General features: G+C 72.1%; 22 protein-coding genes. 10 read left to right on the top strand and 12 right to left on the bottom strand.

Annotated features, from left to right (window positions below):
* Positions 1–63 precede the first annotated feature (63 nt).
* The 3 genes from ABZ883_RS36320 to ABZ883_RS36310 all read right to left on the bottom strand — a co-directional run bounded on the left by ABZ883_RS36320 (position 64) and on the right by ABZ883_RS36310 (position 2,634).
* Positions 64–786: a VWA domain-containing protein gene (locus ABZ883_RS36320; protein WP_360914039.1), complete on the bottom strand. Its 723-nt coding sequence runs from the start codon at positions 784–786 to the stop codon at positions 64–66.
* A gap of 74 nt (positions 787–860) precedes the next feature.
* Positions 861–1,640 (bottom strand): GNAT family N-acetyltransferase, encoded by a 780-nt coding sequence (locus ABZ883_RS36315; protein ID WP_360914037.1) that lies wholly within the window; start codon positions 1,638–1,640, stop codon positions 861–863.
* Between the two features lie 7 nt (positions 1,641–1,647).
* On the bottom strand, positions 1,648–2,634 hold the full coding sequence (locus tag ABZ883_RS36310; RefSeq protein ID WP_360914035.1) for a helix-turn-helix domain-containing protein: 987 nt from the start codon (positions 2,632–2,634) through the stop codon (positions 1,648–1,650).
* A 737-nt stretch (positions 2,635–3,371) separates the two neighbouring features.
* Here ABZ883_RS36310 and ABZ883_RS36305 point away from each other — a divergent pair.
* Positions 3,372–4,544 (top strand): hypothetical protein, encoded by a 1,173-nt coding sequence (locus ABZ883_RS36305; RefSeq protein ID WP_360914033.1) that lies wholly within the window; start codon positions 3,372–3,374, stop codon positions 4,542–4,544.
* Between the two features lie 22 nt (positions 4,545–4,566).
* On the opposite strand, the gene ABZ883_RS36300 is transcribed toward ABZ883_RS36305, so the two are convergent.
* Positions 4,567–5,466 carry a helix-turn-helix transcriptional regulator gene (locus ABZ883_RS36300; protein ID WP_360914031.1) on the bottom strand — a complete coding sequence of 300 codons (900 nt, stop codon included), beginning with the start codon at positions 5,464–5,466 and terminating at the stop codon, positions 4,567–4,569.
* A gap of 241 nt (positions 5,467–5,707) precedes the next feature.
* Here ABZ883_RS36300 and ABZ883_RS36295 point away from each other — a divergent pair, with 241 nt between their 5' ends.
* The 6 genes from ABZ883_RS36295 (at position 5,708) to ABZ883_RS36270 (ending at position 12,049) form a co-directional block, all read left to right on the top strand.
* Positions 5,708–6,409, top strand: a complete 702-nt coding sequence (locus ABZ883_RS36295; RefSeq protein ID WP_360914029.1) for a type 1 glutamine amidotransferase domain-containing protein — start codon at positions 5,708–5,710, stop codon at positions 6,407–6,409.
* A 125-nt stretch (positions 6,410–6,534) separates the two neighbouring features.
* Positions 6,535–7,218, top strand: a complete 684-nt coding sequence (locus tag ABZ883_RS36290; protein ID WP_360914027.1) for a pyridoxamine 5'-phosphate oxidase family protein — start codon at positions 6,535–6,537, stop codon at positions 7,216–7,218.
* A 183-nt stretch (positions 7,219–7,401) separates the two neighbouring features.
* A complete protein-coding gene (locus tag ABZ883_RS36285; RefSeq protein WP_360914025.1) occupies positions 7,402–8,145 on the top strand; it encodes a hypothetical protein in 744 nt (247 codons plus the stop codon).
* Between the two features lie 251 nt (positions 8,146–8,396).
* Positions 8,397–8,735: a YbaB/EbfC family nucleoid-associated protein gene (locus tag ABZ883_RS36280; RefSeq protein ID WP_360914023.1), complete on the top strand. Its 339-nt coding sequence runs from the start codon at positions 8,397–8,399 to the stop codon at positions 8,733–8,735.
* A 1,003-nt stretch (positions 8,736–9,738) separates the two neighbouring features.
* Positions 9,739–11,310: a molybdopterin-dependent oxidoreductase gene (locus ABZ883_RS36275; protein WP_360914021.1), complete on the top strand. Its 1,572-nt coding sequence runs from the start codon at positions 9,739–9,741 to the stop codon at positions 11,308–11,310.
* Positions 11,311–11,389: 79 nt separating this feature from the next.
* Entirely contained in the window at positions 11,390–12,049 is a 660-nt protein-coding gene (locus tag ABZ883_RS36270) for a fasciclin domain-containing protein (protein ID WP_360914019.1), read from the top strand.
* Between the two features lie 74 nt (positions 12,050–12,123).
* Here the strand turns inward: ABZ883_RS36270 and ABZ883_RS36265 are convergent, their stop codons facing one another.
* A complete protein-coding gene (locus tag ABZ883_RS36265; protein ID WP_360914017.1) occupies positions 12,124–12,954 on the bottom strand; it encodes an oxidoreductase in 831 nt (276 codons plus the stop codon).
* A 92-nt stretch (positions 12,955–13,046) separates the two neighbouring features.
* On the opposite strand from ABZ883_RS36265, the gene ABZ883_RS36260 reads away from it, so the two are divergent.
* The gene (locus ABZ883_RS36260; protein WP_360914015.1) at positions 13,047–13,622 is read left to right on the top strand and encodes a helix-turn-helix domain-containing protein; all 576 of its coding nucleotides are present in this window, start codon (positions 13,047–13,049) and stop codon (positions 13,620–13,622) included.
* Between the two features lie 226 nt (positions 13,623–13,848).
* Here the strand turns inward: ABZ883_RS36260 and ABZ883_RS36255 are convergent, their stop codons facing one another.
* From ABZ883_RS36255 to ABZ883_RS36245, 3 genes are all read right to left on the bottom strand, one after another.
* On the bottom strand, positions 13,849–14,604 hold the full coding sequence (locus tag ABZ883_RS36255) for an IclR family transcriptional regulator (RefSeq protein ID WP_360914013.1): 756 nt from the start codon (positions 14,602–14,604) through the stop codon (positions 13,849–13,851).
* A 133-nt stretch (positions 14,605–14,737) separates the two neighbouring features.
* Entirely contained in the window at positions 14,738–15,592 is an 855-nt protein-coding gene (locus tag ABZ883_RS36250; protein WP_360914011.1) for an alpha/beta hydrolase, read from the bottom strand.
* 177 nt (positions 15,593–15,769) lie between these two features.
* Positions 15,770–16,591, bottom strand: coding sequence for an alpha/beta fold hydrolase (locus ABZ883_RS36245; RefSeq protein ID WP_360914009.1), 822 nt, complete (start codon positions 16,589–16,591; stop codon positions 15,770–15,772).
* Between the two features lie 515 nt (positions 16,592–17,106).
* Between ABZ883_RS36245 and ABZ883_RS36240 the strand changes: the two genes are divergently transcribed.
* On the top strand, positions 17,107–17,904 hold the full coding sequence (locus ABZ883_RS36240; RefSeq protein ID WP_360914007.1) for an SDR family NAD(P)-dependent oxidoreductase: 798 nt from the start codon (positions 17,107–17,109) through the stop codon (positions 17,902–17,904).
* 26 nt (positions 17,905–17,930) lie between these two features.
* On the opposite strand, the gene ABZ883_RS36235 is transcribed toward ABZ883_RS36240, so the two are convergent.
* Positions 17,931–20,717 carry an AAA family ATPase gene (locus ABZ883_RS36235; RefSeq protein WP_360914005.1) on the bottom strand — a complete coding sequence of 929 codons (2,787 nt, stop codon included), beginning with the start codon at positions 20,715–20,717 and terminating at the stop codon, positions 17,931–17,933.
* Positions 20,718–21,298: 581 nt separating this feature from the next.
* Here ABZ883_RS36235 and ABZ883_RS36230 point away from each other — a divergent pair.
* Positions 21,299–21,889: a TetR/AcrR family transcriptional regulator gene (locus ABZ883_RS36230; protein WP_360914003.1), complete on the top strand. Its 591-nt coding sequence runs from the start codon at positions 21,299–21,301 to the stop codon at positions 21,887–21,889.
* 35 nt (positions 21,890–21,924) lie between these two features.
* Here the strand turns inward: ABZ883_RS36230 and ABZ883_RS36225 are convergent, their stop codons facing one another.
* From ABZ883_RS36225 to ABZ883_RS36215, 3 genes are all read right to left on the bottom strand, one after another.
* On the bottom strand, positions 21,925–23,427 hold the full coding sequence (locus ABZ883_RS36225; RefSeq protein ID WP_360914001.1) for an ATP-binding SpoIIE family protein phosphatase: 1,503 nt from the start codon (positions 23,425–23,427) through the stop codon (positions 21,925–21,927).
* 109 nt (positions 23,428–23,536) lie between these two features.
* The gene (locus ABZ883_RS36220) at positions 23,537–24,610 is read right to left on the bottom strand and encodes a PP2C family protein-serine/threonine phosphatase (RefSeq protein ID WP_360913999.1); all 1,074 of its coding nucleotides are present in this window, start codon (positions 24,608–24,610) and stop codon (positions 23,537–23,539) included.
* A gap of 609 nt (positions 24,611–25,219) precedes the next feature.
* On the bottom strand, positions 25,220–25,960 hold the full coding sequence (locus ABZ883_RS36215) for an IclR family transcriptional regulator C-terminal domain-containing protein (protein WP_360913997.1): 741 nt from the start codon (positions 25,958–25,960) through the stop codon (positions 25,220–25,222).
* Positions 25,961–26,324 lie beyond the last annotated feature (364 nt).

The following is a 26,324-nucleotide window of genomic DNA, read 5'->3' as shown; positions in this document are numbered from 1 at the left end:
CACCGCGAGGGGACAAGGCACAGCCGCGAGGTCCCGCGCTCACGCGGACCGCCGGGCCGCCCCTCAGTGGGCCGGGACGATCCCGGCCGCCCGGGCGGCCGCCAGCCATTGGGGGAACTCGGTCACCAGGGCCTCGTAGAGCGTCGCGTCCGGTACGTCGCGCGGCTCCGGACCCGCCGCCCAGAAGCCAGCGTTGTCCACCGGCCGCCTGCCCGGCACGGGCAGCTCGTCCAGCTTGCGCAGGAAGTCGAACTCCTTGCTCGCGGGCTCCCCGAAACCCACGAACTGCCAGAACAGCGGCAGCCGGGCCGCCTCGCACAGCAGGCGCTCCGCCGCGGTCCGCGAGGTCGGTCCGCCGTCGGTCTGGAAGACCACCAGCGCGGGCTCCCGGGCGCCCGACGCCTCGTAGTGGTCGATCACCGCCCGCATGGCCAGGTGGTAGTTCGTGCGTCCCATGTGGCCGTAGCTCTCGTGCAGCGCGTCCACGCGGCCCGCGTAGTGCTCCAGCCCGAGTTCCGCGATGCCGTCGACCTCCGTGGAGAAGAACACAACGGGCACGACCCCGTCGTCGTCCAGGTTCGCCGCCAGCCCCAGCACCTGTTCCGCGAGCCGCTGGACCGTTCCCTCCCGGTAGTGCCGCCGCATGCTGCCCGAGCGGTCCAGCACCAGGTAGACCGCCGCGCGCTCCCCGGCGGCCCCGGCCTTCTCCAGGGACACCCGCGCGCCCTTGTAGAGCCCCACCAGCCCGGGCGCCGCGGCGGCCACCTTCTCCAGCCCGATCCCCATCTCCCCGTGCCCCCTTCCGTCCGGTGACGGTCCGGCCGGGCCGCCCCGCCCCACAGTAGGCGGGGCGCCGCCCGTCACGCCGGGGACGGGGCCGAGATCGTCGTCAGGTACTCCTCGGTGCGGAACCCGGCGGCCGCGTAGACGGGTTGGCCCATCTCGCTCGCGTAGAGGTAGGCGGTGGTGGCGCCGGCGGCCCAGCCGGTCCTGACCATCTCCGTGGTGATCGCCGTGCCGTGCCCGCGGCGCCGGTGGGCCGGGAGCGTGGAGATGTTGAAGATCCCGGTCAGCTCGCCGGTCACGATCGCCATCCCCGTCCCCACCGGCACACCGTCCGCCTCGGCCAGGAAGAACGTGGCACCGGTCATGCGGTCCAGGGCCGGATCGGCGAAGACCCGGAAGACCTCCGGCGGCACCTCGAAGCCCTCCGCCATGGTCGCGACGTACACGTCGAACTCGTTGCCGCCGATCGCCCGTACCTTCAGCGACCCGGTCGCCGGTTCCTCCGGCATCCCCTGCTCGGGGTGCCGGACCATGAGCGGTGTGCGGTGGAACAGGGTCAGTCCGTGCCACGCGGCCACCTCGGTGACGCCGGGTCCCGGCACCCCGCGGACGTGGACGCCCCAGGGAACGTCCCACGGCTCGGAGGCCGCCAGCGCGGCTATCTCGTCCGGGTCCGGCTCCAGGCCGGGCGCGACGATTCCGTTCAGGGAGGCGACCGGTGCCCCGGTGACGGCCAGCACGGCGCCCCCCGGACCCCGTCGCGTGCGCCCGGTGGTCAGGGACGCCAGGTTCTCCACGAGGCCGGCGTACGCGGACGCGATCGGTGCGAGCGGGTCGTGCCCTCGGGTCGTCATGCGGTACTCACTTTCTCTGGTCTCTCACGTAGGCGGCGGGGGTGACCCCGTAGACGGATTTGAACTGCCGGATGAAGTGGCTCGCGTCCGAGAAGAGCCAGCGTGCGGCGATCTCGGACATTCCGGCCGCGCCGCCCGGTGCGACGAGTTCGTCGTGCGCCCGTTCCAGACGCCGCCGGCGCGCGAATCCCATGACCGATTCGCCGGAGGCCGAGAAGCACCGGTGCAGCGTGCGCAGGGACACCCCGACGCTCCGGGCGACCATCGGCGGGGACAGGTCGCCGCTGTCGAGATTCTCTTCGATGACGCTCTTGGCGGCCACCACCACGGCTTCGGGATGATCACTCGGCCCGGCGCCGGGGCGCTCCGAGATGATGTGCGAGAACAGCGTCGCGCAGGCGTCCCGGACCATCTTCCGCGCGGTGTCCGAACCCTCCAGGTCGCCGCTGCTTTTGTTGATCGCTTCCAGAAAATTGACGAAGAAGCGAACCTCGGGAACATCGACGTCCGATATGTGGGCCCGCCCGATGGTTCTCCGTGATCCGATGTGCGGCAGCACGAGGTGCCGCGGAATGGAGATCACGTGCGCGGTCGTCGCGGGCGCGCAGGCGAACTCCCAGGACGCCTTCGTGTCGCGAATGCATATCTGCCCCGGCTGTACGGAGTGTTTCCGCTTCCCCTCCGCGAACTCGATCCAGCCCGAGGTCACCAGGTCGGCGACGATCGGGTCCTGGTCGAGATGGCTCCCCGACACGCCGGTCAGGGTGTCGCAGTACACCTTGGCGGACAGCAGCCCGTCGATGAGATGGCCGTTCGCGACGAAGCGGAATCCGCGGGGGACGGCCGCCTCCGGTACGGCGAGGCGTACGAGGTGGGAGAAGGGACCGCGTTCCCAGTCCCGGAAATGCCGCGCGGACGTCCGCGCCTGCTCGGCGGTGAGGACCATGTCCTCGCGGTAGCGGACCCCGTCGTCGTGGGGCGGCGCGGGGTTCACGGCGCCTCTCCCGCGGTGCCGGCCCTCCCGGTGCGGGCGCGGAGCGGGCGCGCGGCCACGCGCGCCGTCCGGGCGCGCAGGGACGTCATACGTGACTCAGTCATCGAAGCTGAAGGCAATTCCTTGATCCATTGCGGTCGGCCGCCGGTTTCGGGTCCGCGCCCCCCACCGGGGACCGGCACATCGAGCGGGCGCCATTGCCCTTGAGGCGTTCGCGGCGGGTCGTCCCCGCGGCGAGGCGCGGCGCGCACAACGCGCCGCGGCCGGGTCGAAGGCCGCTTCCCGCATTATTGCCGACCCCACACCTCCCGAAATAGTACGGCCGCGCCAGAGTGCGGTTCCGGTGCGGCAAGGGCGGCACTCGGCTCCCATGAACCGCAAGCGGGCGGGAAGTCCCGGGCGGCCGCCCCGCCGGGTCCCCGTACCGGCGCCCGCGCGGAATGCGGGACGTTCCCGGGTCCGGGCGCACCGCGCACGATCCCGGTTCCGCGGACAGGCGCCGGGCGGCACCTCGGCGGGAATGGAAGGACCGCGTCCGGGAATCGAATGCGGGCGTCGATCCTGGACGAATCATTTCCCTTGTGTCTGATGCTTTGTCACGCTGTGTTCTTCCTGGACCTGTTCAGTTCTCCCGCCGTACGGAAACCGGTTTATGATCTGCTCCGTCATCGGGTCGTCGCCGCCTCGGCAACCGTCCGACACAGACACACAGAAGACGTAAAAGGGGACAGCGCGCCATGTATCAGCCCGCCGTGTCGGTCCATCAGTTGCGTATCGCCGTGGCCGTGCTCAGCCTCGCGCTGTTCGTCCAGACCTCCTTCTGGCTCGTGTACGACGCCGCCGTGCGCGGCCTGCCGGACGCGTGGGAGATGTGGACGACCGGCTGGGTCCCCGGCCTGTCGGCCACGTCCTCCCTGGACTTGGGCCTGGCGGCCCTGCAACTCGCCGCCGGAATCGCCGCGTTCCGCGGGACCCGGGGAGCCGGCGGACTGCTGGTCACCGCCTGCGCGGTGACACTCGGCTTCCGCCTGCCCGCGGTCTGGTACTTCCTGCTGAACTCGCCCGACGACCCGTGGTTCGGCTCCCTCAAGGGCCCCTCGGTGAACGCCGTCGGCGGCTCCGCCGTCCTCGCCGTGGCGCTCGCCCTGATCCTCGGCGTGCTCCTGCTCCTGGCGCGGCACATCGAGTACGAGGCCGCCGCCGCCGACGGAACGCCCGCCGGCAGGATCCGCCCCGTGAAGGTCACGGCGACCACCTCCGGCGTGCTGCTCGGCGTGCTCAACGTCTTCTACATCTGCCGGAACACGGTGACCGCCTTCCAGGTCGGCCCGAGCGTGCTGGGCGACCTGCTCGTCGGCAAGGGCACCGGCCGCGCCATCCTCGGGGTGTCCACGCCGTACCAGTGGGCCTGCCTGACCCTGCTGTGCGGGGCCGGCATGCTGCTGGCCGCCAGGCGCCGCCCGGTCGCGACGGGCTTCTCCACGGGCCTGTCGCTGTTCATGATGCCGCCGGCGCTCACCGACCTGTGGGCGTACGTCCAGGACGCGATGGGGCAGACCCTCGTGGACGGTTCGCAGCACGTGCTGGAGTTCGTGGGTTCCGCGGCCGTGGTGGCTCTCACCGTCGGGGACGTCCGCCGCGACCGGCGCCCGGCCGTCATCGCCGCCGACAACCTTGTCGAAGGGGGACCGGCTCCCGTCCCCGCGGCCGTGGCGGCCGCTCCGGCCGGAACCGCGGGCACGACCGCGACGGCAGAGGCGACCGTGACGGCGAGCGCGACCGCGGCCACCGCGGCACCCGACGCCGGGGTCCCCGCGCCGCGCCGCGCCGCGTCCGAGCCCGCCGTGTCCGAGGACGCCGAGGACGCCGAGGACGCCGAGCCCGCCGCGTCCGAGCCCGCCGAGGCCTGAGCGCCGACGGCGTTCCGGCCTTCTACCGGGGCCGCCCGGCCTCGCGAGGGGCCGGGGAGGAGGCGCCCGTGCCCGCCGCCGGTTCCACGGCGCTCCAGCTGGCCAGCAGCTTCCAGGCGTCCTGCGAGCCCTGGTCCTGGGCGGGCAGGTACATGAAGAGGGTCTGGTCGGTCTCGCCCGGCATCGTGAACGCCTGGTAGTCGATGCCCAGGTCGCCGACGACGGGGTGCCGCAGGCGCTTGTGCCCGTGGGTGCGGTCGAAGACCTCGTGGTCGGCCCACCGGCGCCGGAAGTGCTCGCTCTTCATGGCCAGTTCGCCCACCAGTTCCGCGGTACGGGTGTCCTCGGGACGGCGGCCGGCGTCGAGGCGCAGGATCGCGGTCATCTCGGCGGCGATCCGCTCCCAGTCCGCGTACAGCGACCGCGCCGCATCGCTGAGCAGCACCCAGCGGGTGAGGTTGCGCTCGCGGGCGGGCATGGCGTCGAAGTCGGCCATCAGCACGCGGAAGAGGTGGTTGGTGGCGAGCACGTCGGTCCGGCGCCCCAGGACGACGCCGGCCTGGTCGGTGAAGGAGTCCAGGAACCGCCGCACCCCGGGCCGGACCCGCTGCACAGTCGGCGCGGACCGGCGGCCCGTGCCGGGCCTGGGCCCGACGAGGTCGAACAGATGGGTGCGTTCGGCGTCGTCAAGCCGCAGCGCGGCGGCCACCGCGTCCAGCACCCCCGTGGAGGGGCTGATCTGCCGCCCCTGTTCCAGCCGCGTGTAGTAGTCGGTGCTGACCCCCGCGAGCTGGGCGACCTCCTCCCGGCGCAGCCCCGGCACCCGCCGGTAGGCCCCTCGCTCGGGCAGCCCCGCCGACTCGGGGGTGATGCGGCCGCGGCACCGGCGCAGGAACTCGCTGAGCTCGACGTTTCTGGCCATGTCCCCATTGTCCTCCGCGGCCCTGCCCGGTCGACCGGGGAAAGGGGGTCGCTCCGTCCCAGGCAGCGGTCTCCCTGGCAGGTCAGGCCCGGGAAGCGGCCCCCGCGGCCCGTGCCGTGCGTGGTGTGCTGGATCGCGGAGGACACCGGGCGGCCCACGGGCCCCGGAACCGGGCGATCTCCCGGTCCCCTCCACGCATCCCCCCACGGGGCATCCCACGCGAGAGAAAGTGAGTGCCGACATGGCCAGGATCCTGATGGTGCTGTCGGGCGTCGACTACTGGACGCTGACCGACGGCAGCAAGCACCCCTCCGGCTACTGGGCCGAGGAGTTCGTCGTCCCGCACCGCATCCTGACGGGGGCCGGGTTCACCGTCGACATCGCCGCCCCGGTGGGCGGCAGGCCGGCCGCCGACCCCGTGAGCCTGCGGCCCGACGTCGCCGGACCGGAGGCGGAGGCCCTCGCCGCCTACATCGACGCGGCGGCCGACCTGCTCGCCGCGCCCAAGGCGCTGTCCGACGTCGACGCGGCCGACTACGACGCGATCTTCCTGCCCGGCGGCCACGGCCCCATGGAGGACCTGGCGCACGACCCGGACCTGGGCCGTCTCCTCGTCGAGGCCGACGCCGCCGGGAAGATCATCGCCCCGGTGTGCCACGGCCCGGCCGCGCTGCTGTCGGCGAACCTGCCAGGCGGGCGCTGGCTCTTCGCGGGGCGCACCCTGACGGTGTTCACCAACGAGGAGGAGCGGCTCAACGGGACCGCCGACCTCGCCCCCTGGCTGGTGGAGACCGTGCTGTCGGCCCGCGGCGCCGTCGTCCGGTCCGCGGACGCGGCCTGGGACGCGCATGTCGTCGTGGACGGCAACCTGTTCTCCGGTCAGAACCCCGCCTCCAGCAAGCCGCTGGCCGAGAGGCTCGTCGCCGCCCTCACCGGCCGCTGACCCCGGCCGCACGCCCCGCGGCGCCGCACCCGGGCGGTCCTCCCCGCGAGGACCGCCCGGGCGGCGCGGACGACAGGAACTCGGACGCCATCGGTGGCATGCTCGGGCGTAGGAGGTGCATGGCCGTGAGCGAGAACTCGATGTCCTCCCACCGGCCGGCCGGGACACCGGAGCCTCGATCCGGTGTTGTGGCCCGTCGTGTGCGGCAGCGCTGCGCGATGCTCGGCACGAACCTCGAAGACGTGGCACGCCGGGCGGGTATGTCACCGCACTACCTGGAACAACTGCTGGACACCAGCCGCGACTTCGACCCGGCGGGCGTGTTCCGGGTCGCGGCCGCCCTGCGCACCACTCCCCGCGAACTGCTCGAGGGTCCCGCCGACGCGCCCGCGGGCCAGGGCGACGCCGCGCCCCGGCCGGTCCTCCGGAAGCTCGGCCCCGAGGAGTGCCGGGATCTCGTCGGCACGCACGGAGTCGGGCGCGTCGCGATGACGACGCCGGAGGGCCCGGTGGTTCTGCCGGTCAACTACACCGTGCTCGGCGGCGCCATCGTCTACCGCACCGATCCCGACGCCGTGACGGCCGCCGCCGAGGGCTCGGAGGTCGCCATCGAGGTCGACCACGTGGACGACGCCCTGAGCTCGGGATGGAGCGTGCTGACCGTCGGCACGGCCGAGCACGTGAGCGATCCGGACACCGTACGGCGGTTGTGCGAGCAGGCGGCGGAACCCTGGGCCGGCGGCAAGCGCGACCTGTGGATCCGGGTCGACCCCGAGCGGGTCACCGGGCGGGGCATCGAGCACACCTGACCCGGCCTGCCCCGGGGGGGCGGCGGGATGTCCGCGCATCCCCCTGCCGTACCGGTTCGCGGGGCGGGGGCTCAGCCCACGGGGGGAGCCACCGGGTACCGCGGGACCGGGTGCGCGCCCGCGGCGAACGGCACCGTGGTGGTGCCGGATCGTCCGGCAGTGAAGTCCGGGAAGTGGGATTCCATGCGCGCACCTGTCCGCTCACTGATGGCCGCCGTCGCCGCCGCCCTGGTCGTCGGGGCCTTCGCCGCGCCGCACGCACAGGCCGACATCGTCTCCGGCAACACACGCGTAGGACCTGTCGTCATGTCCGGGGGCGCCTCCCTGGAGGTCGGCAGCTCCGGGTCGACGTACGTGTCGGCCACGATGAACGTGTCCGATCCCGAGGGGCTCCGCAGTGCCGAGGGGAGCATCTTCCACGGCCCGAACGTCTTCACCTACGACCGCAGTCTGCGCCTCGGCTCCTGCACCTTCACGGGCGTCACCCACGCCTCCTGCTCCGTGGGCGCGACCCTCGACGCGCTGAAGAACTCGCAGGCGGGCACGTGGACGATGTCCGCCTACGCCTCCGGGAACCCCTCGGACCACTACTTCGCCGACACGGCCGCGACCTTCCGCGTCCTCCGGTCGAGCAAGCTCGTCGGAAGCATCTCGACGAAGGTGAAGGGCCAGAGCGCCACCGTGTCCGGATGGCTGACCCGGGCGAACTGGGAGACCCACGCGGACGAGCCCTACGCCGGACAGCAGGTGCTGCTCCAGTTCTGCACCGCCACCTGCTATCCCGGGAGTTACCACACCACCGACAGCGACGGCCGTTTCCGGACCACCGTCACCACGCAGGGCTCCGGCATGTGGAAGGCGACCTTCGCGGGAACGGCGGACACCGCCGCGCCTCTGTCCTCCTGGTACTCCGGCTACATCTGGTGACGTGTGCACGCCGCTCGCAGCGTCGAACGACCCGGGCGCGGTGCGCACGTCAGGGGTGTTTGACCCATGCGGCGGTCGCGGCACCGCTGGCACAGTGGCCTGGGCCAAGGAGTCGGCGAGGCATCGGCGCTCGGTGACCGGTCCGGCCGCGGGACCGGGGTCATGAACGTGGACAGCCGGGCCGGGGCAGCGTGTTCCCGGCCCTCACCACGACCCGGAAAAGCGCGGCCGCCCACGATCGGAAGACGACGATGGATCTCGACGGCGACAGCCCCGGTATGCGGAAGCTCCTGAACAGCGCCCAGCGGCTCCGTCGGGAACTGGCCAAGGCCCAGGACGAACTGCGCTCCGCGAGCGTCCAGGGAACCGCGGGCGGCGGCGCGGTCCGGGCGACGGTCGACGGCCAGGGCACGCTCCAGGACCTGAGGATCTCGTCCGTCGTCGCCGACCCGGACAACGCACAGGGCTTGGCCACCCTGATCGTCGCCGCCGTCCGGGAAGCGCAGGAGTCCCTCGTCGCCCGGCAGGCCGCCCGGATGACGCCCGTGCTGGACGCGCTCCGGACGGACGTGGAGGACCTCCCCGGCTGAGGCACGGGGAGCCGGGGTCCACGAAGGCGCCGACCGCGCGCTGCACCGCCGACTCCCTCGTCTGCCGGCGAGTGCTCGACGTAGCGGCCGCGCCTGCCGGAACCGGGTGCGCCGCACCGCGTTCCTGGTCCGCGCCCCGACCGTCACCGTGACACCGACGACCGGTCCGCCCGACGTGTCTGCGGACGGAGCAGCCGGCTCATCGGAAAAATCGGGGAATGCCGTCTCCAGCCCGAACTCCGCGGGACTGAACGCGGCAGCCGTTGTCCGGAGTCCCCCGGCCGGCACGGAACGTGCGCCGATCCGGCCGTCCTTCCCGCCGGACATCTGCTTCATCACCGCGATCCGGCGTTCGCGGAAGGCGTGCGCCTTGTCGGCACTCCTGGCCACCCACCCCAACTCACCCCGTTCAACGTGTTGTCGATCCGCAGGATCGAATCAGCCACTTCATCGGCCGGGGCCGCACGGTCCACGCACCTTCCGACCGGGCACCTCGCACGGAGACGTCCACCGGCGCCACTGTGCCAGCGGCCCCCGAGCCGACGCATGGGTCGAACACCCCCGATGTGCGGGTGGTGATCAGGTCGTTCGACGCTGCGCCCGAGGTGCCCCAGGAGAGCGCCGGCCGGTGGACGACCGCCGTCGTCGCAGCGGGCAGGCTCCGCGAGGGCGCCGTGACAGTGCCGTCGCACGTCGTGCCCCGCACGCGGCAGGAGGCCGCCACGGCCCGCGGGTCGCCGCGGTCCCGCATCGAGGGCGGCAACGGACGTCCGAAGTCCGTCGACTCCGCAGTGCATGCCCTCACGGGACGCCGGCGGCACCTGTCCACGCGCGCGGTGCCGAGCGACGGGGTCACCGGGCCCCCATCGGCGGTGTTGACGCCGGGAACTCGGACGTCCTTGTACGCCCAGGTCACGCCGTGCGTGGTCGCGGCTCCGGTCGCTCGTTCGGGTGAGTCACCAATCCCGGGCCGGGGGCGTGACGAATCACCGGTGTGAGGATCTTGAGCACGTGGCAACCGAGGCACGGCGTACTGGGCGCGCTGTCCGGGCTGTTGTCCGCGAGTGCCGCCCTGGCGGCCGCGGAGTTGATGGCGGGTGTGCTGCGGCCGGAGGCGGGCCCGGTGGTCGCGGTGGGCGGTGCGGCGATCGACCGCACGCCGGCGGCCGTGAAGGACTGGGCGATCCGCTCGTTCGGCACGCACGACAAGCTGGTGCTGCAACTCGGCATTCTCGCCGTGCTGGGCCTTCTTGCGGTCGTGCTGGGCCTGCTGGCCGTGCGGCACCGGCGCGCGGGCGCGGCGGGTGTGCTCGTTTTCGGCGGGGTGGGAGCGGCGGCCGCGCTGAGTCGGCCGGACTCCGCCGGCGTCATCGATGTACTGCCGTCGCTGGCGGGCGCCTTGGCCGGCGCGGCTGTGCTGTGGTTCCTGACCGGTCGCCTGACGCGGGTCGGCACGCCCGTCGGCGAAGCCGGGTCGGATTCGGCCGGCGACCGCCGTCGCTTCCTGTTGGCCGCCGCTTCGGCGGCCGCCGGGTCCGCCGCAGCCGGAGCACTGGGACGCGCCCTGGCCTCCTCCTCCGGCAAGGAGGCGGCAGCCTCCCGCGCCGCCGTCCGGCTGCCGTTGCCGGGGTCGCCCGCCCGTCCGTTACCGCGCGGTGCGGCACTGCGGATCCGCGGGATCAGCCCGTTCGTCACTCCCAACGCCGACTTCTACCGGGTGGACACCGCGCTGGTGGTCCCGAAGGTCGACGCGACGCGGTGGCGACTGCGCGTCCACGGGATCGGGGTCACCCGGCCGCTGGATCTCGGCTTCCGGGATCTGCTGCGCCGTGAACTCATCGAGCGGGACATCACGTTGACGTGTGTCTCCAACGAGGTCGGAGGCCCGTACGCGGGCAATGCCCGCTGGCTGGGTGTGCGTCTCGCCGACGTGCTGCGCGAGGCCGGCGTACGGCCGCCCTCGCGGGGCGGCCCGGCGGACCAGTTGGTCTCCCGCTCGGTGGACGGCATGACGATCGGGACGCCCGTCGAAGAGGTCATGGACGGGCGTGACGCGCTGCTCGCGGTCGGCATGAACGGCGAACCGCTGCCGCTGGAGCACGGCTTCCCCGTCCGCATGGTCGTTCCCGGCCTGTACGGATACGTCTCGGCGTGCAAGTGGATCGAGGATCTCGAACTCACCACCTTCGCCGCCTACGACCCCTACTGGGTCAGGCGCGCGTGGGCGCGTGAGGCCCCGGTCAAGACGCAGTCCCGCATCGACACACCTAGGCCGTTCGCCCGCCCGAAGGCCGGGACCGTCGTGGTCGCGGGTGTCGCCTGGGCCCAGCACCGCGGCATCGAGCGCGTCGAGGTCCGCGTCGACGACGGCCCGTGGCGGGACGCCCGCCTCGCCGCGCAGGCCAGCACCGACACCTGGCGGCAGTGGTCGTTCCCCTGGGAGGCCGCCCCCGGGCCGCACACCTTGACCGCACGTGCCACCGACGGCACCGGAGTGGTCCAGACCGCCCTGCGAACGCGGACCGTCCCCGACGGTGCCAGCGGCCGGCACTCGGTGGTGATCACCGTGGACTGACCCGGCTCACCGTCTCCACCTCCGGGCGGGCACTCCACAGGCCCGCCTTCACCTCCCTGACAATCAAGGAGAATCCCTGATGAACGCCCTGCACCTGCGCCGCACCGCGATCGCGATCACCGCTGCCGCCGTCCTGCCGCTGGCCCTGACCGCCTGCGGCGGCGACAACCAGGACAAGGCTTCCGACGCCTCGTCCACGACGGCGTCTTCCGGCCCGGCCGGCGACGGCTCCGCCAACCAGAGCCCCGGCGACCCGATGGCCATGGACAAGCCGTTCGGCGCGGCCTGTTCCGCGGTGCCCAAGGACGGCGCGGGCAGCTTCGACGGAATGGCTCAGGACCCGGTGGCCACGGCCGCCTCGAACAATCCGGTGCTCTCCACACTGGTGGCCGCGGTGAAGAAGGCCGGCCTGGTCGACACGCTCAACAACGCCCAGAACATCACGGTGTTCGCGCCCACGAACGACGCGTTCGCGAAGATCCCGAAGGCCGACCTGGACAAGGTGCTGAACGACAAGGCCACGCTGACCAAGGTCCTCACCTATCACGTGGTGGGGCAGCGGCTCACCCCGGCCCAGCTGGCCAACGGGTCCTTCGAGACCTTGGAGAAGGGCAAGCTCACCACGGCCGGGTCCGGGGAGGACTACACCGTGAACGACTCCTCCCACGTGGTGTGCGGCAACGTCAGCACGTCCAACGCCACCGTCTACATCGTCGACACCGTCCTCATGCCCCAGTAGGGCGCAGCCCGATGGGCCGGGCCCGCCACGCGCGGGCCCGGCCGGTCGAACGGTTCACGAGCCTCGCGGGCAGCTCAGCGGGGCATGCCGCTCGCGCGGGAGATGACGGTGTCGAAGGCCCGGTCGGGCAGGAGGCGGCGCAGAGCCATCAGCGGGCGCGCGCCGAAGCCGGTGGCGTAGCGGGTTCTGGGGCGGCGGACGGTGACAGCCCGGCCGATGGTGTCGGCGACGACGGTGGGCGGGGAACTGCGCTTGGCGTTCACCTCGGAGCGCATGGATGCGGCCATGGCGGCGGCCTGGGCGGTGTAGGCGCCGTCGGCAGAGGACTTCTCCAGCGTGTCGGCGGCGATGGAGCCCCATTCGGTGGCGATACCGCCGGGCTCGATGACGACGACGTCGATTCCGAAAGGCTTGGTCTCCAGGCGCAGGCAGTCGCTGAGGGCTTCGAGGGCGAACTTGGTGCCGTGGTACCAGCCGCCGAGCGGGCTGTGGATCTTGCCGCCTATCGAGGTGATGTTGACGACGGTGCCCGAGTGCTGGGCGCGCATGTGGGGCAGGGCGAGCTGGGTCAGGCGCAGGGCGCCGAAGACGTTGACCTCGAACTGGTGGCGGGCCTCGTCCAGGGGGACGTCCTCGAGGGCGCCGTAGGAGCCGTAGCCGGCGTTGTTGACCAGGACGTCGACACGTCCGGTCTCGGTGATGATCCTGTCGATGCCGGCCCGCATGGAGTCGTCGTCGGTGACGTCCATCGCCAGTGGGCGGATGCCACGGTCGGCGAGCTTGGCGAGGCGGTCGGCGCGGCGGGCGGCTCCGTAGACGGTGTAGCCGAGGTCGCGGAGCTTGAGGGCGGTGGCCTCGCCGATGCCGGAAGAGGCACCGGTGACGAGGGCGGTCTTGGCGGGCATGATGAGGTCCTCGCAAGTAAGATGAACTCCGGTTCATAAAGCATCCTGAACCATGGTTCATCTTTACGCAAGTGAAAGGGCAGGCGAATCCCGTGACCCAGGCCAGGGCGCCCCGCGCCGACGCGGTCCGCAACCGCAAGAAGATCCTCACCGCCGCCGGGGAACAGATCACCGAGAACGGCCCCGAGGTCGGCATGGACGAGATCGCCGCCGCGGCAGGGGTCGCCGTGGGCACCTTGTACCGCCACTTCCCGACCAAGACCGACCTCGTCGCGGCCGTCGTCGCCGAGCAGCTCGCCCGGGTCGCGGACGACGCGGAAGCCGTCCTCGCCCGCGTCGACGCCGGAGCCCGCGCGGCGGACGAACTGACCGCGTTCCTCGGCCGCGTCGTCGAGGCCTCCGCGACCGACCGTGCGGTGAAAGCCGCCGCCCAGGTCCTCGGCGCGGAGCCGGGCGACCACGCCGACGAGGCCCGCGCGGGAGCCGCCGTCGCCGCTGTCATCCAGGCCGGCCAGACCGACGGCGACATCCACCCCGACATCACCGTCGGCGACATCTACCTGCTGTTCTCCACCGCACCCACCGATCAGCCACCAGCAGCCCGCGCCCGCTGGCTCGCCCTGATCACTCCGGGACTGACCTCCCGGCCCCGGCGGGCACAGAGCTGACGACCAGGAAGGCGACGGTGTCGCCGGCCATCAGGCCGACCGCGTGCGGGTGATGGACAGCGGGCACTCCCGGTTCCTCTCCCACCCGGAGGAACTGGCCCGCCTGATCCGCGAGGAGATGGCCGTCCGACGAGCGGGGGCATCGGGCGCCCGCTGTCGACAGCGGCTCCGAGTGGCACGCAACGGAACCCCCGCACCGGCCACTGACGGCCGGCGCGGGACGTGTTCACTCGCGCAAGGCGCGGGAAACCCTTCGGGCCGCCGCCCGAACGGCGGGGCCGAGCGTTTGGGGGGTTTGACTGCCCGCCCTGAAGGCGATCGAAAGGGCCGCCACGACCGAGCCGCCCGCACCGTGGACCGGGGCTCCGACGCAGTGGACGTCCGGCCCGACCATTCTGTCGCTGCTGGCGTAGCCCTCCCTGCGGACATCGGCCAGCAGGGAGCGGAGCTGGGCGGGAGAGGTGATCGTGTTGCTGGTGTAGCGACGCGGCGGGGTGCTCAGGTACTCCTCCCGGACGTCGTCGGGCGCGTGGGCGAGCAGGACGAGTCCCGCTCCCGTGGCGAACGCTCCGAAGCGGCCTCCCACCCTGCTGTCGGCCTGCGGGGCGCCCGGCGCGCTCAGGCGCTCCAGGAAGACGACGTCCAGGTGGTCCCGCACGGAGAGATGGATGTGCTGCTCCTTCGTCACGTCGTACAGGTCGTACAGGACCGGCAGGGCAACATCGCGCAGCGGGACGCCGCGGGGTGCGAGGGCAGCCACCTCCCACAGGCGCAGCCCCACCCGGTAGCGTCGGTCGGGTCCGCGCTCCAGGGCTCCCCAGGCGACGAGTTCGGCGGCACGACGGTGAACCGTGGGCAGCGACAGGCCCGTTCGCCTGGACAACTCGGTGAGGGTGAGAGCGGGGTTCTCGTGGGTGAACGCCTCCAGCAGCGCCAGGACCTTGCCGGTCACCGACATGCCGTGTTCGTCGGACATGTCCATGCCCCTTCCTTCGTGTGCGGGACGGTCTCCGCGCCGTTCGCCGGACGCACCGTCCGCGGCCCCTCCCCGCACGACGACCCGGGCCGTCGTGCGGGGAGCGTCGGGCGCCGGGCGATGCCGGGGCCGCCTGCCGTCAGTGGGCCGACTCGGCGGCCTTCTCGATGAGGTTGGCGACGGTGCCGGGATGGGTGACCTGCGCGGCGTGCGGGGTGTCGGCCTCGACGGTGTGGGCGTGGGCGCGCTCGGCCATGAAGCGCTCGGTGGCGGGCGGGATCACATGGTCGTCCTTGGAGACGAGGTACCAGGAGTCGATGGTCTTCCAGGCGGGCTCACCGGGGGAGACTTCGCTGAGGGCCGCGGCGTTGATGGGGCTCTGGGTGGCGGCGAGTTCAGCGGCCTTCTTGCTGCTGACGCGGTTGCTGAAGAAGAGGTTTCGGTACTGGTCGGCCTTGGCGTACAGGTCGACCCCGATGCTGCCGTCGGCCTTGGGGTAGCCGACGGGGAACAGGGCGGTGGGGACCTGGGCGTTGGGGTCGTTGCTGATCTGGGAGCCGGGGAACTTCTTGGTCAGGCCCTCGACGGTCTCGTCCTTGTCCGGCGCGAAGGCGGAGATGTAGACGAGCGCCTTGACGTTCTTGTTCCCGGTGGCGGCGTTGGTGATGACCATGCCGCCGTAGGACTGGCCGACCAGGACGACGGGGCCCTTGATGGTGTTGAGGTAGGAGGCCAGGTAGGTGGAGTCGGCGGCCACGCCCCGCAGACCGGTGGGCGGCGCGACGACCGGGTAGCCCTCGCGCTGCAGGCGGTCGATGACGCCCTCCCAGCTGGCGGCGTCGGACCACGCGCCGTTGGCCAGGACGATGGTCGGCTTGGGGCCGGCCGGGGTGTGGTGGGCGGGCGCGGCCGACGCGAAGGCGGTCACACCGCCGGCGAGGGCGACCCCGGCCGTAGCCAGAACGGCGACACGGAACGTACGACGGCGAAGCATGGGTTTCTCCTTGAGCGATGGGTGCGCGACGATCGCGTCCCCGGGGGAGCCCCCGTGAAGGGCGGCGGGCGGCGCGCCGAAGCGTCGGTGACGGACGGCGCGTTCATGCGGTCGAAGGCCGGCCGATCAGGGCCGGCGGTCAGCGGGTTCCGTGGTCAGTGCTGCCGCGGACCGCGGTCACACGTGGGCGGGCGAGTGCTCCACGGCCCAGTCCAGCGCGAAGTCGGCGACTTCCTGCCAGCCGTCCTGGCCGATGATGAAGTGCGAGCGGCCGGGGAACTCCCGGTACTCCGTGAGGGCCGGCGACTTGCGGTAGAGCTTCCAGTTCGCCTTGTTGACCTTGGCCGGCACGATGTGGTCGACCTCTCCCGCGATGAACAGGAGCGGGGACCGGCGGCCGTTCCGGAAGTCGATCCGGGTGACGGCCCGGGGGTTGAAGTTGGCGAACGCCCCCTGGAAGAGGACGCGGGCCGAGCCGGGCACTGCGTAGCGCTCGTAGCGGGCGGCCGATTCGTCCTCGCTCAACGTGTTGGTGATGGCGTAGTGGAACTGCCGCGCCGTCAGCGGGACCGCCTTGTTCTTGTTGGCGGGGTTCTTCAGGACCGGCCAGGCCGATCTGAGGGTGGACAGCGGAAGGGGCAGAACTCCCTTGACCGCCGCGGAGTCGATGGCGACCCCGGCACTGCCCAGACCCCGGTCGAGCAGGATCTGCACGACGGTGCCGCCGAAGGAATGGCCTATGAGGATGGGCGGACGAGGCAGGTCGCGGATGACCTTCTCGTAGTGGTCGACCACCTCGAGGAGTCCGATGCCCGCGATGCCCGAGGGGTCGCGCCGCAGTTCCTCCACCTCGCGGTCGAGCCCGGGCCAGGCAGGAGCGAGGACTCTGAACCCCCGCGCCTCGAAGTGCTTCTTCCATCCCTCCCAGCTGCGCGGGTTCACCCACAGGCCGTGGATGAGCACGATCGTGGCTGCCTCAGGGGCATGGGGCTCATGCATACGGACCTCCGAAATGGATAGAACGTTCTGTTCATTTAAGCTAGTCGAACCGGTGCCCGCGGGCAAGCGGAGCCGTGAAAGCAGGGGCCGGCTGTCAGGCAGGCAGCGTGCGCCGACCTCCTGCAGCGGTCCCAGAGTGTCGTCGCAGGCCCAGGACCCACATCCGTCGAACATCTGCGGGAAAACCGTCACCGAGCCGTGCCGGGCAGTCGTTTCGACAGCGCGCCAGGTGTCCGCTCGGTCGGCGGGCGGCAGCGCGGGTGCCACGGACCGTGCGCGGCCCGGATTCCTCGGCGGAAAGTTTGCGGGAGCCGCGTCCCGCAGCCCGGGCGACCGGGTTCGGCCGCCGCTCGGACCGGAACAAGCCGTGAGCCCCAGTCGTCGGCACTGTCATACGACTTATGCGGTCCGGTGGCACCGGTACCGATACTGAGCAGGTGCCCGCGCTGTCACGCGCCGGCGCCGGACTGCCAGGACCGTGGCCGTCCCACCGCTCCCACCATGCGCCGAGGAGCATGATGTCGAAGATCATCCTTGTCACCGGGGCGTCCGGCGGCCTCGGGGCAGCCACTGCCCAGGCCCTGGCCGAAGCCGGCCACATCGCCTATGCCGGAATGGACACGGCCCCAGGCCGTCTCCCGGTCGCCGCCGGACCGGACGGGAACGCGGGCCGGCCGGGCGCTCGGCCGCGTCCGATCGCCCTCGACGTCGCCGATCAGCGCTCGGTCAGCGCCGCGGTCACCGGCATCACGACGGAAGCCGGGCGGATCGACTGCGTGGTCCACACCATGGGACCGGTGCCCCGGGGCCCCGTCGAGTCCTTCACCCCCTATCAGTTGGCCCAGATCTACGACGCGAACGTGCTGTCGACCCAGCGGGTGAACCGTGCCGTGCTGCCGCAGATGCGCGAGCGCCGGGACGGTCTGCTGGTCTGGGTGGTGTCCCACCCCGATCCCTCGGACGAGGCCCCCCTGCTCGCCCTGCACTCCGAGAGCGTCGCGGTGATCGACCACCTGGCGGCCAGCTACGCGAAGGAACTGGCCGGCTTCGGGGTGGAGGCCGCGGTCGTCGTGGCCGGCCTGGTCGCGCCCGAAGCCGGTGGCCGGCGGCCGCAGTTGGTCCTTCCCGACGACCTCGGTACGGCGCAGGCGTACGAGGGCCGGTATCCCGGTCTGGTCGATCGCGTCGACGTGCACCTGGCCGGTCAGGCCGTCACCGCGGCGTGTCTCGCCCGCACGGCGCGGGCCGTCGCGGCCGTGGTGGACAGCCCGAAGGGCGCTCGTCCGCCGCGGGTCACCGCCGGGGACCGGTGACGGCGGGCGGGCGGAGCGTGCGGGTCTCACTCCTCCAAGGCGCCGAGCGCGTCGCGGAGCGCCGCGCGGGAGGTGATGCCGAGCTTGGGAAAGATCTGGTAGAGGTGCGCCCCGACGGTGCGGTGCGAGAGATAGAGCCGTTCGGCGATCTGCTTGTTGCTCAGCCCCGATGCCGCCAGGTCCGCGATCTCCCGCTCCTGCGGCGTGAGCACCTTCCCGCCCGCGTCGCCCCGCGGCGCGACCCATCCGGCGGCCCGCAGCTGCTTGGCCGCGCGATCCATCCAGGGGCGGGCGCCGAGCTCGGCGAAAGCGTCGTGGGCCGGCGTCAGTTGTGCTCTGGCCTCGGTGTTGGCCCGGGCCCGTCGCAGCCGTTCGCCATGGGCCAGCCGCACCCGGGCCAGTTCGAACGGCCACTGCTCGACATCCGGCAGGGCCAGTGCCTCGCCGAACAGGCGCACCGACTCCTCGTCGTCCGTGGCGGACAGGGCGGCCGAAGCTCCGGCGAGGAGCGCGAGCCGCGGGGAGAGCGCGGCGATGTCGTTGTCCCGGATCGCGCGCACATGAGCGGCCGCCTCCGCCGGGCGGTCGGTGCGGACCGCGGATTCGACGAGATCCATCATCACCCACAGGGCGTGCGGCACATGGGAGGCGAAGGTGCCGGAGGGACTGATCGCCGTCGCGTGCCCGTAGGCGCCGGTGAAGTCGCCGCGTCCGAGATCGGCCAGGGTGCGTATGTGCCGGGCGTAGTGCAGTGCCGTCCCGACGCCTCGCGGCGCCGCCCATCGCTCGATGCGGCCGGTGAGCAGGCCGACGGTCGCGTCCTCCCCGCGGGGGGCGGCGACAACGGCCCGGCAGTACCAGAAGTACCAGGTGAAGAACCGGTATCCGGAGTCCTCGCAGAGCTGGGCTCCTTCCTCGGCCAGTTCGACGCACTCGTCCCACCTGCCGGTCAGGTAGTCGTTCAGGCACAGGTGCATCAAGGCGCCGAGGTGCCGGCGCACCGGGCCGCCGTCCCGTCCCTGGCGGACGACCCGCCACGAGGGCTCGCGGAGGGCCGGCAGCCGATCGAGGTAGAGCGCCGCGGTGCCGACCCTGACGATGCGGCCGGGGTCGGTCTCCTCGGGCAGCCCGCCGAGGATGTCCTCCAGCCGGTCCAGCGCGGCCGCCCCCGAACGGGCCGGGTCGGAGAAGGTCCTGCCGGCGACGGACAGCAGTGCGGGCGGCTCCGGGCGCAAGCGGGAGAGCGCGGCGTAGAAGGGGTCCCACAGCTCCGCCCGGCCGCTGAAGAAGCACAGGAGCAGCAGCAGGTGCACGGCGTCCACAACAGCGTTGTCCTCGGCGTCGTACTGGTGGGTACCCGACTCGATGGCGCCCACCAGCAGGCGGTGGGCCGTGTCGATGTCGCCGTCGCCGTTGATGACCAGATAGACGGCGGCGGCCGCGGAGCGCAGCGACCCCGCCAGGTCCGGGTCGGCGCGCCGGGCGTCCTCGAGCAGTTCCGAGACGCCGCGCAGCTCCCCCGTCGCGTCGGCACCGATGTAGGCGGCCTCGGCCAGGCGGCGGGCCCGGTCCGACCCGTGGGGACTCAGGTCGGCCGCCCGTATCAGTGCCGCGACCGCCCCCAGGGCGTCGCCGCGCGCCGTGATGCGCTGGGCGGTCTCCTCCAGCAGGGCGGCGACCTGCTCGTCCGGCTCGACGGACGCCTCACCGAGATGCCAGGCCCGGCGCTCGGGCTGATGCGCCAGAGCCCGGGCCAGCGCCCGGTGCGCCGCGCGGCGCTCGGCGCTGGAGCAGGCGTCGACGACGGCCGAGCGGATCAGGGGGTGGCGGAAGACGACCCGCCGGGTGCCCTCGTCGACGGTGACCAACTGGTCCTGCTCGGCCGGGGCGAGATCTTCGAGGTCGGCGCCGCAGTCGGCCTCCCTCGCCGCCGCCTGCAGGACCCCGAGATCGCCGGTCCCGTCCATGGTGGTGAGCAGCAGCACACGGCGGGAGGCGGCCGGGAGGCCGGAGACCCGGGAGAGGAACAGCGCCTGGAGCCGCTGGCTCAGCGGCAGGACCGGGGGCAGGTTCTCCAGCGCCATGCGCTGCTGCCCGCTCAGCACGGTGGGCAGTTCGAGCAGGGCCAGCGGGTTGCCCTCGGCCGCGGACAGCAGCCGGCGCCGCACGCGTTCGGCGAGGTTCGGGAAGCGCGCGTCGAGCAGGGCCCGCGACGCCGTCTCGTCCAGTGGCGGCACCTCGTACTCGGGCAGTCCGCCGCGGTTGAAGAAGGACTCGCTCCCCTGCCGCACGGCGCCCAGGAAGGCGACCCGGCTGCCGCCGAGCCTGCGGGCGACGAAGCCGAACACGGCGGCGCTGGCGCGGTCCACCCACTGCAGGTCGTCGATGACGAGCAGCAGGGAGTCGGCCGCGGCCACGTGGCGAAGGAGCATCAGGGTCGCGCTGGACACGACGAGCCGGTTCGGCGACGCACCGCTGCCGAAGCCCAGCGCGACCCGCAGGGCCTCCTGATGGGTGCCGTCCAGCTCACCGAACGTCTCGGAGAGGGGGAAGAGGAGCTGGTTGAGCCCGGAGTAGCTCACGTCGGCCTCGAACTCGACGCCGGCCGCACGCAGCACCCGCGTCCCGGCCGTGGACGCCGACTCCGCCACGGCGTCGAGCAGAACCGTCTTGCCCACCCCCGCCTGTCCCGACAGCAGGAGCGCCCCGCCGCGGTCGGTGGCACCGAGGAAGTCGCGTATGCGATCCAGTTCCTTGGCACGCCCCACCAGAGCGCCGGCGGCTCCGTCGTCAAAGGGGTCGCCGTAGCCCACCCGTCCACGCTCCCGTCAGCCGACCACGTCCGCCGTAGTCCACTCGGCGGAAATTCTTGAATTCATTGACAAGGGGAGGCTCATGCTACCGCGCGAAGCTCCGGCATCGCCGTGCCGGGCCGCATTTCCGATAACACCTTCGGCACACCCGGAAAAGCCGGGAGAAGATTTCTTTCACTGAGTGAAAGCGGGAATCCGGTGAGCTTCCGCGGAGGGTAGTGTGGCGTCCGGGCACGGGCTCCGTCGACGGAAATCCGCAGGTGGCGGGCGGTCACCTGCGCCGCTTGAGGAGCAGTCGGGGTGACCCGTCCGGCGGCAGGTGCGACCCCGCGCGCAATCCGGGACGCGGGTGACGAGGCGAGCGGAAAAGGCGCCCTCCCGCCCCCGGGCGTGACGCCTCCGTTCCGGCGGACAAAGGCCGCCCGTTTCCCCCACCGCTATTTCTCCCGCCCTCCCGCCGGGGAACAGCCGGTACCGCCGGTCCGCGTAGGGGGCCTCGCACGCCGTGCACGGCTGCCCCCGCCTCCGGGCGCACGGTCGCCGCGCCCGTTCCTGGAAGGAACGTTCTATATAATGCGTCCATGACGGAGACGAACAGCGGGCCTGCCACGACCGGCCGCAAGTCGGCGGCGCGGGAGCGACTGCTGAGCACGGCGAGCAGGCTCTTCTACACCGAAGGGATTCGCGCTGTCGGCGTCGACCGGGTCATGGCGGAGGCCGACATCGCGCGCGGCACCTTCTACCGGCACTTCGAGGGCAAGGACGACCTGGTACGCGGCTACCTGGACGCCACCGATCACGACATCCGGGCCCGGGTGGCCGTCGCGTCGGAGAGGACGGGGGGCGGTGCGGCGCTGCTCGATGTCGTCGCGCACAGCATCGGCGAGGAGATCTGCGGTCCGGGGTTCCGGGGCTGCCCCTTCATCAACGCGGCCGCGGAGTACCCGGACAGGAAGTGCCCGATCCACCAAGTCGTGCTGAGGCACCGCGAGTGGTTCCGCCAGGTGCTGGAGGACACCCTCGCGACCATGGGCGTCGCGGACCCCCGGCGGTCCGCCGATCTGGTGGTCGCCCTGCGTGACGGAGCGATGGTCGCGGGCTACCTCGGCGACTCCGAAACCGCGGCGCGCACCCTGGCCCAGGGCGTCGGCCTGGTCGTCGCGGCGGGCTGACGGCAGGGCACGCCGGCGTCCGCCGACGCCGGCTTCTACGGCTCGTGCTGCGGGGCGTGTTCGGCCCAGATGGTCTTGCCCTGTGCGTGGTGGCGGGTGCCCCAGCGGCAGGTGAGCTGGGCGACGATGAACAGGCCCCGGCCGCCTTCGTCGAGGGTCCGGGCGCGGCGCAGGTGCGGGGTGGTGGTGCTGCCGTCGGTGACCTCGCAGGTGAGACGGGTGTCGCAGCGGATCAGGCGGAGATGCAGCGGTGGCTGGGCGTGGCGGATGGCGTTGGTGACCAGTTCGCTGACGATCAGGACGGTCGTGGGGGTGGCGTCGTCCAGGCCCCAGTCCGTCAGCTGGGCGGTGACGTGCCGGCGCGCGACGGAGACGGCCGCCGGATCGGCGGCGAGGTCCCAGGTGGCGACGGTGGTGGTGTCGAGTGTGAGGGTTCGTGCGGCGAGCACGCGCAGGTGACGGGGACCGCCCTCTGCCGCGAGGGCCCGCAGGGCGGTGTGGCAGGTGGCCGCGAGCGAGGGCTGCGGCTCGATGCGTCGTCCGGGCAGCGCGGATCCGTCGGGCCCGGGCCCGGATCCGGTGGGCGGCGCGGAGTGCGTGTGCAGCAGGAGCACGCTGCCTCTGCCGAGCCGGATCTCGGCGGTCGCGACCTGTGCCCGTGTGCGTCCGTGCGGTGTTCCGCAGGGGAGGTCGACGGCGATCGGCGCACCTTCGGGGCTGAGGACGATGGGGGCGGGATGGCCTGCGGAGGCGAGGGTGCAGTCCGCGGTCACGGGGTCGTAGACGGCGTACAGGCAGCTCGCCGTGACGTCGTGGGCGGCCTCGTCCGGCTGCAGCCGGTGGAGGACGTCCTGGAGGTGGGTCAGCGTCTCGTCCGGTTGCATGTCGATGTCCGCCAGCGTGCGTACCGCGGCGCGGAGTTCGGGCACCAGGGTGGGGGCCGGCTCTCCGTCCTCGGTCACACTGCCGGCGACCAGGGCCACCCGGGCTCCGGGCAGGGGGATGGCGTCCAGCCAGTACCCCTGCGGGCCTCCGTCGTCGGCCCGGCAGTAGGAGAGTTCCACGGCTGCCGGTTGCGGGAGGCGCCCGGTCGGGGATCCCCCGGCGAGCAGGGACGCGCAGGGATCGCCGGTGTCGCGACGCGGCTCGGCAGCCATGCGGCCTCCCTTCTCCGCGCCGGGGGGAGGGATGGCGAAGGCGCACCTGGCCTTCTGGCGCATCCGGACGCGGCAGATGACCAGGCTCATGGCCAGCGACAGGAGGGCCGCGGCGATGACCACCGTCCGGCCGCCCTCCGACACGCCCGGAATGACGAAACCGTAGATGGCCACACTGGTCGCCAGCGTGGAGGCTCCGACGACCAGGGTGTGCCGGACGGGCAGCAGGGCCGCGGCCATCGGGGGCGCCAGGACCGAGTAGTCCGACCAGCGGACCAGGCCCACCGCGGAGGCGTTGAGTTGCACGGCGCAGGTCGCGGCGAGATAGCCGGCGAGCAGTGCACCCGGATGCCGGAGCAGGAGGAGTCTCGGTATGGCCATCCTCGTCACCGTTCTTCTGAGGTCGTGCGCAGCGCCCCGCGAAACGGCGCGCCCCTTATCCGCGGCTCGGAGTCCGAGGTGTCTGCGCGGGCTTTCGGACTGTGGACGTTCACGGTGCGGCCCGATCGGAACGGACGGGCTTGCGTGGGTGATGGACAGCGACGAGGGCCAGGTCGTCCTGGAGGTTCTTGCCCGCGTGCCGGTCCACATCGACGCTGATGTGCTGTACGAGGCGGCTGGGGCAGTCCCAGGTCCATGTCTCGGCACGGTCGAGGACGGAGAAGAAGTCGCCTGCGGAGTCACGGGCCTCCGCCAGGCCGTCGGTGTAGAGGAGCAGGGTGTCTCCGGGGCCGAAGGCGACAGTGTCGAGGCAGAAGGCCCCGGGAGTGTCCGGTGCGAGCCCCAGCGGCGGGGCGGGCCGGGTGACGGGGAGCAGGGTGAACCGGCTGCCCTGGCGCAGCAGGGGCGGCGGGTGCCCGCAGCTGACGACTCTGGCGATGTCCTCGTCGTCGGGGAGTTCGATCAGCAGGGCGGTGATGAACCGCTCGCTGCTGTCGGGTGCGATACGGGGCAGCTCGCTCAGGTGCCGGCGAACGCTGCGTTCCAGGGAGGCCGCGAGTTCCGGGAGCGTGGGGTACTGCTGGACCGACTCCCGGAAGGCGCCCAGGACGGCGGAGGCGTCGTCGATGGCCGGCAGCCCCTTCCCGCGGACGTCGCCGATGAGGATGCGCGTGCTGTGGCCGGTACGGGCGGCCGCGTACAGATCACCGCCCACCAGTGCGTGCGCCGCCGCGGCGCGGTACATCGACGCGACGATGAGGGGGCCCAGCTCCCTCGGGATCGGCCGGAGCAGCACGCGCTGGGCCGCTTCGGAGACAGCCCGTACCTGGGCCAGTTCGCGCAAGTCGCGGTCATGCAGCGCCCGGGAGGCGATGACGAACGCGGAGACGATGAGGACCGCTCCGATGTGGATGGGGAGCAGTGGTGAGTGGAGCAGGCCGTCGTGCCGGTCCACGAGGAACACTGCCGCGGCGGTCAGGAGCGCGACGACGCCGGTGAAGCGTGCCCGTGCGAACGTTCCGGTGCACGAGGGGGCCGCGACGAGCAGGGGGGACAGGTGAATCGCCAGGGGGGCGAACGACGCGGCCGAGGTGATGGCCGCGATCAGCAGGAGCGGCGGCACAGCGCGACCGCGCCAGCCCGGGGTGCGAGTGCCGCGGCCATGGGCCTTCGGTCGCCCGGGGACTTCAGGACCCCGGAGCAAGCGGGCTCCGCCGCCGGTGACGGGGGCGTGCGGGAAGAGCTGCATCACGAGTCGGGGGAGCGACCGGATATCCCTGGAAGGGCTGCGTCGTATCAACATGGCGCGGCTTTCGTGCCATCGCGGCGGAAAAGGGCGGGTTGAGATCCGATGGGCGGCGAGGGTCCACGCCGTTGCGGTGACGTCTTCGGTTTCCACGCGACTCCGGATGGGTCACAGCTCCACCGCCTTTCGTCTTTCCACTGAGTGAAAGCCGTTTATCCATGGGTGATTCAACTGTGCGACGGGCGGTTCGGTACGTCAAGCGACCTACTCGCCTCTCCACCATGACCCGGCGCGAGAGGCGGGACCGCGTGCCCAACCACGCGCTATTTCCCGGGACGTGAAAGGCAATCGAGTAACGCGGGGGCTGCTTTTGAAGGCGACGGCCGAGCGGGGTGTTCAACCGCACGTGGGAACAACGGCCTTCGGCGACGAATGGACCGAACCCACACGCCGCGGGCGGCGCATTGTGCTCCGCCTCCGGCACTCTCACCCGCACGCCGACAGATAGCGCGATATGCCGAGTGCGTACCCCATGACCTGCGCGGCGAGTTCCTCGACCCGATCGGTGGTCAGTTTCTGTATTCGTCCTGCGAGGGTGACAGCGGCCGCGACGGCGCCGTTCGCATCGAACACCGGGGCCGCCAGGGTGCCCATTCCGGGAAACCGCGGGTCGTCGACAGAAGTCCAGCCGCGGCGGCGGATCCGCTCCAAGGAGCCCTCCAGGGTCCGAGGGCCACCCTCCCCGGCGAGTCGGAGGGCATGCGCGTCGTGGGCCATGAAGATGCCACCAGCCGCACTGCCGCGCAGCGGCTGCACACGGCCCACGTATCCGGGATACGCAAACGCCTGCGGTGAATGCGCCCAGAACGCGGTGACGTGCATACTGCCCCGGCGGATCTGCAGGCCGCAACCTTCCCCGGTCCGGTCCCGCAGTGCAGGCAGCGAGGACCGGGCCACTGTCACGAGCTCCGAGGCCGCGTCGGCCGAGGCTCCCCACCGGATCATGCGCAGGCCGACGCGGTAGAAGGGACCGTCACGCCGCAGCAGGTCCTGGTCGACCAGTGCGGGCAGCATGTCCGCCACGGTCGACGACGGCACGCCGGCCATGCGGACGATGTCGGATGTGTGCAGGTACGGCGTTTCCACCGAGAAGCAGTCCAATATGCGTGACCATTCCTGGAGCACCTGCCCGACACCCTTTGCGGCCGGCGGTCCGAATGTCGTCATGGTGGCCTCCTGCGCGGTCCCTCTCCGGGCATGTCGCGGATCCCGCCCGACCGGCCCCACGGGCAGTGCCGCCCGGCCGGGACTCCTTACGGCTGCTCCACGAAAGTTGCCACCGGAACCCGAAACACGGGGAATGGATGTCCGGTCGATCGGCGAAAGGCGCGACGACATCACGGAGAATGCGCCGAGGGGCCCGCTTCGGCTCTAGAGCAGATGGCCGCCGACCCCGGTCGGTCCGGGCGGCGATGCGATATTAGATTCTGTTCGCCATCTTACGTACGGGTCGTCGTCCATGCCTTCTGGGACACGGATCGGCGGTGTCGGTCCGGCCGGTATTACGGAAGGTGATGAATGAGTCGCGTCT

It is taken from the genome of Streptomyces sp. NPDC046977 (assembly GCF_040644455.1).
Taxonomy (GTDB): domain Bacteria; phylum Actinomycetota; class Actinomycetes; order Streptomycetales; family Streptomycetaceae; genus Actinacidiphila.
The sequence above is the reverse complement of the archived record's forward strand: the minus strand, read 5'-3'. Positions and strand labels throughout refer to the sequence as shown.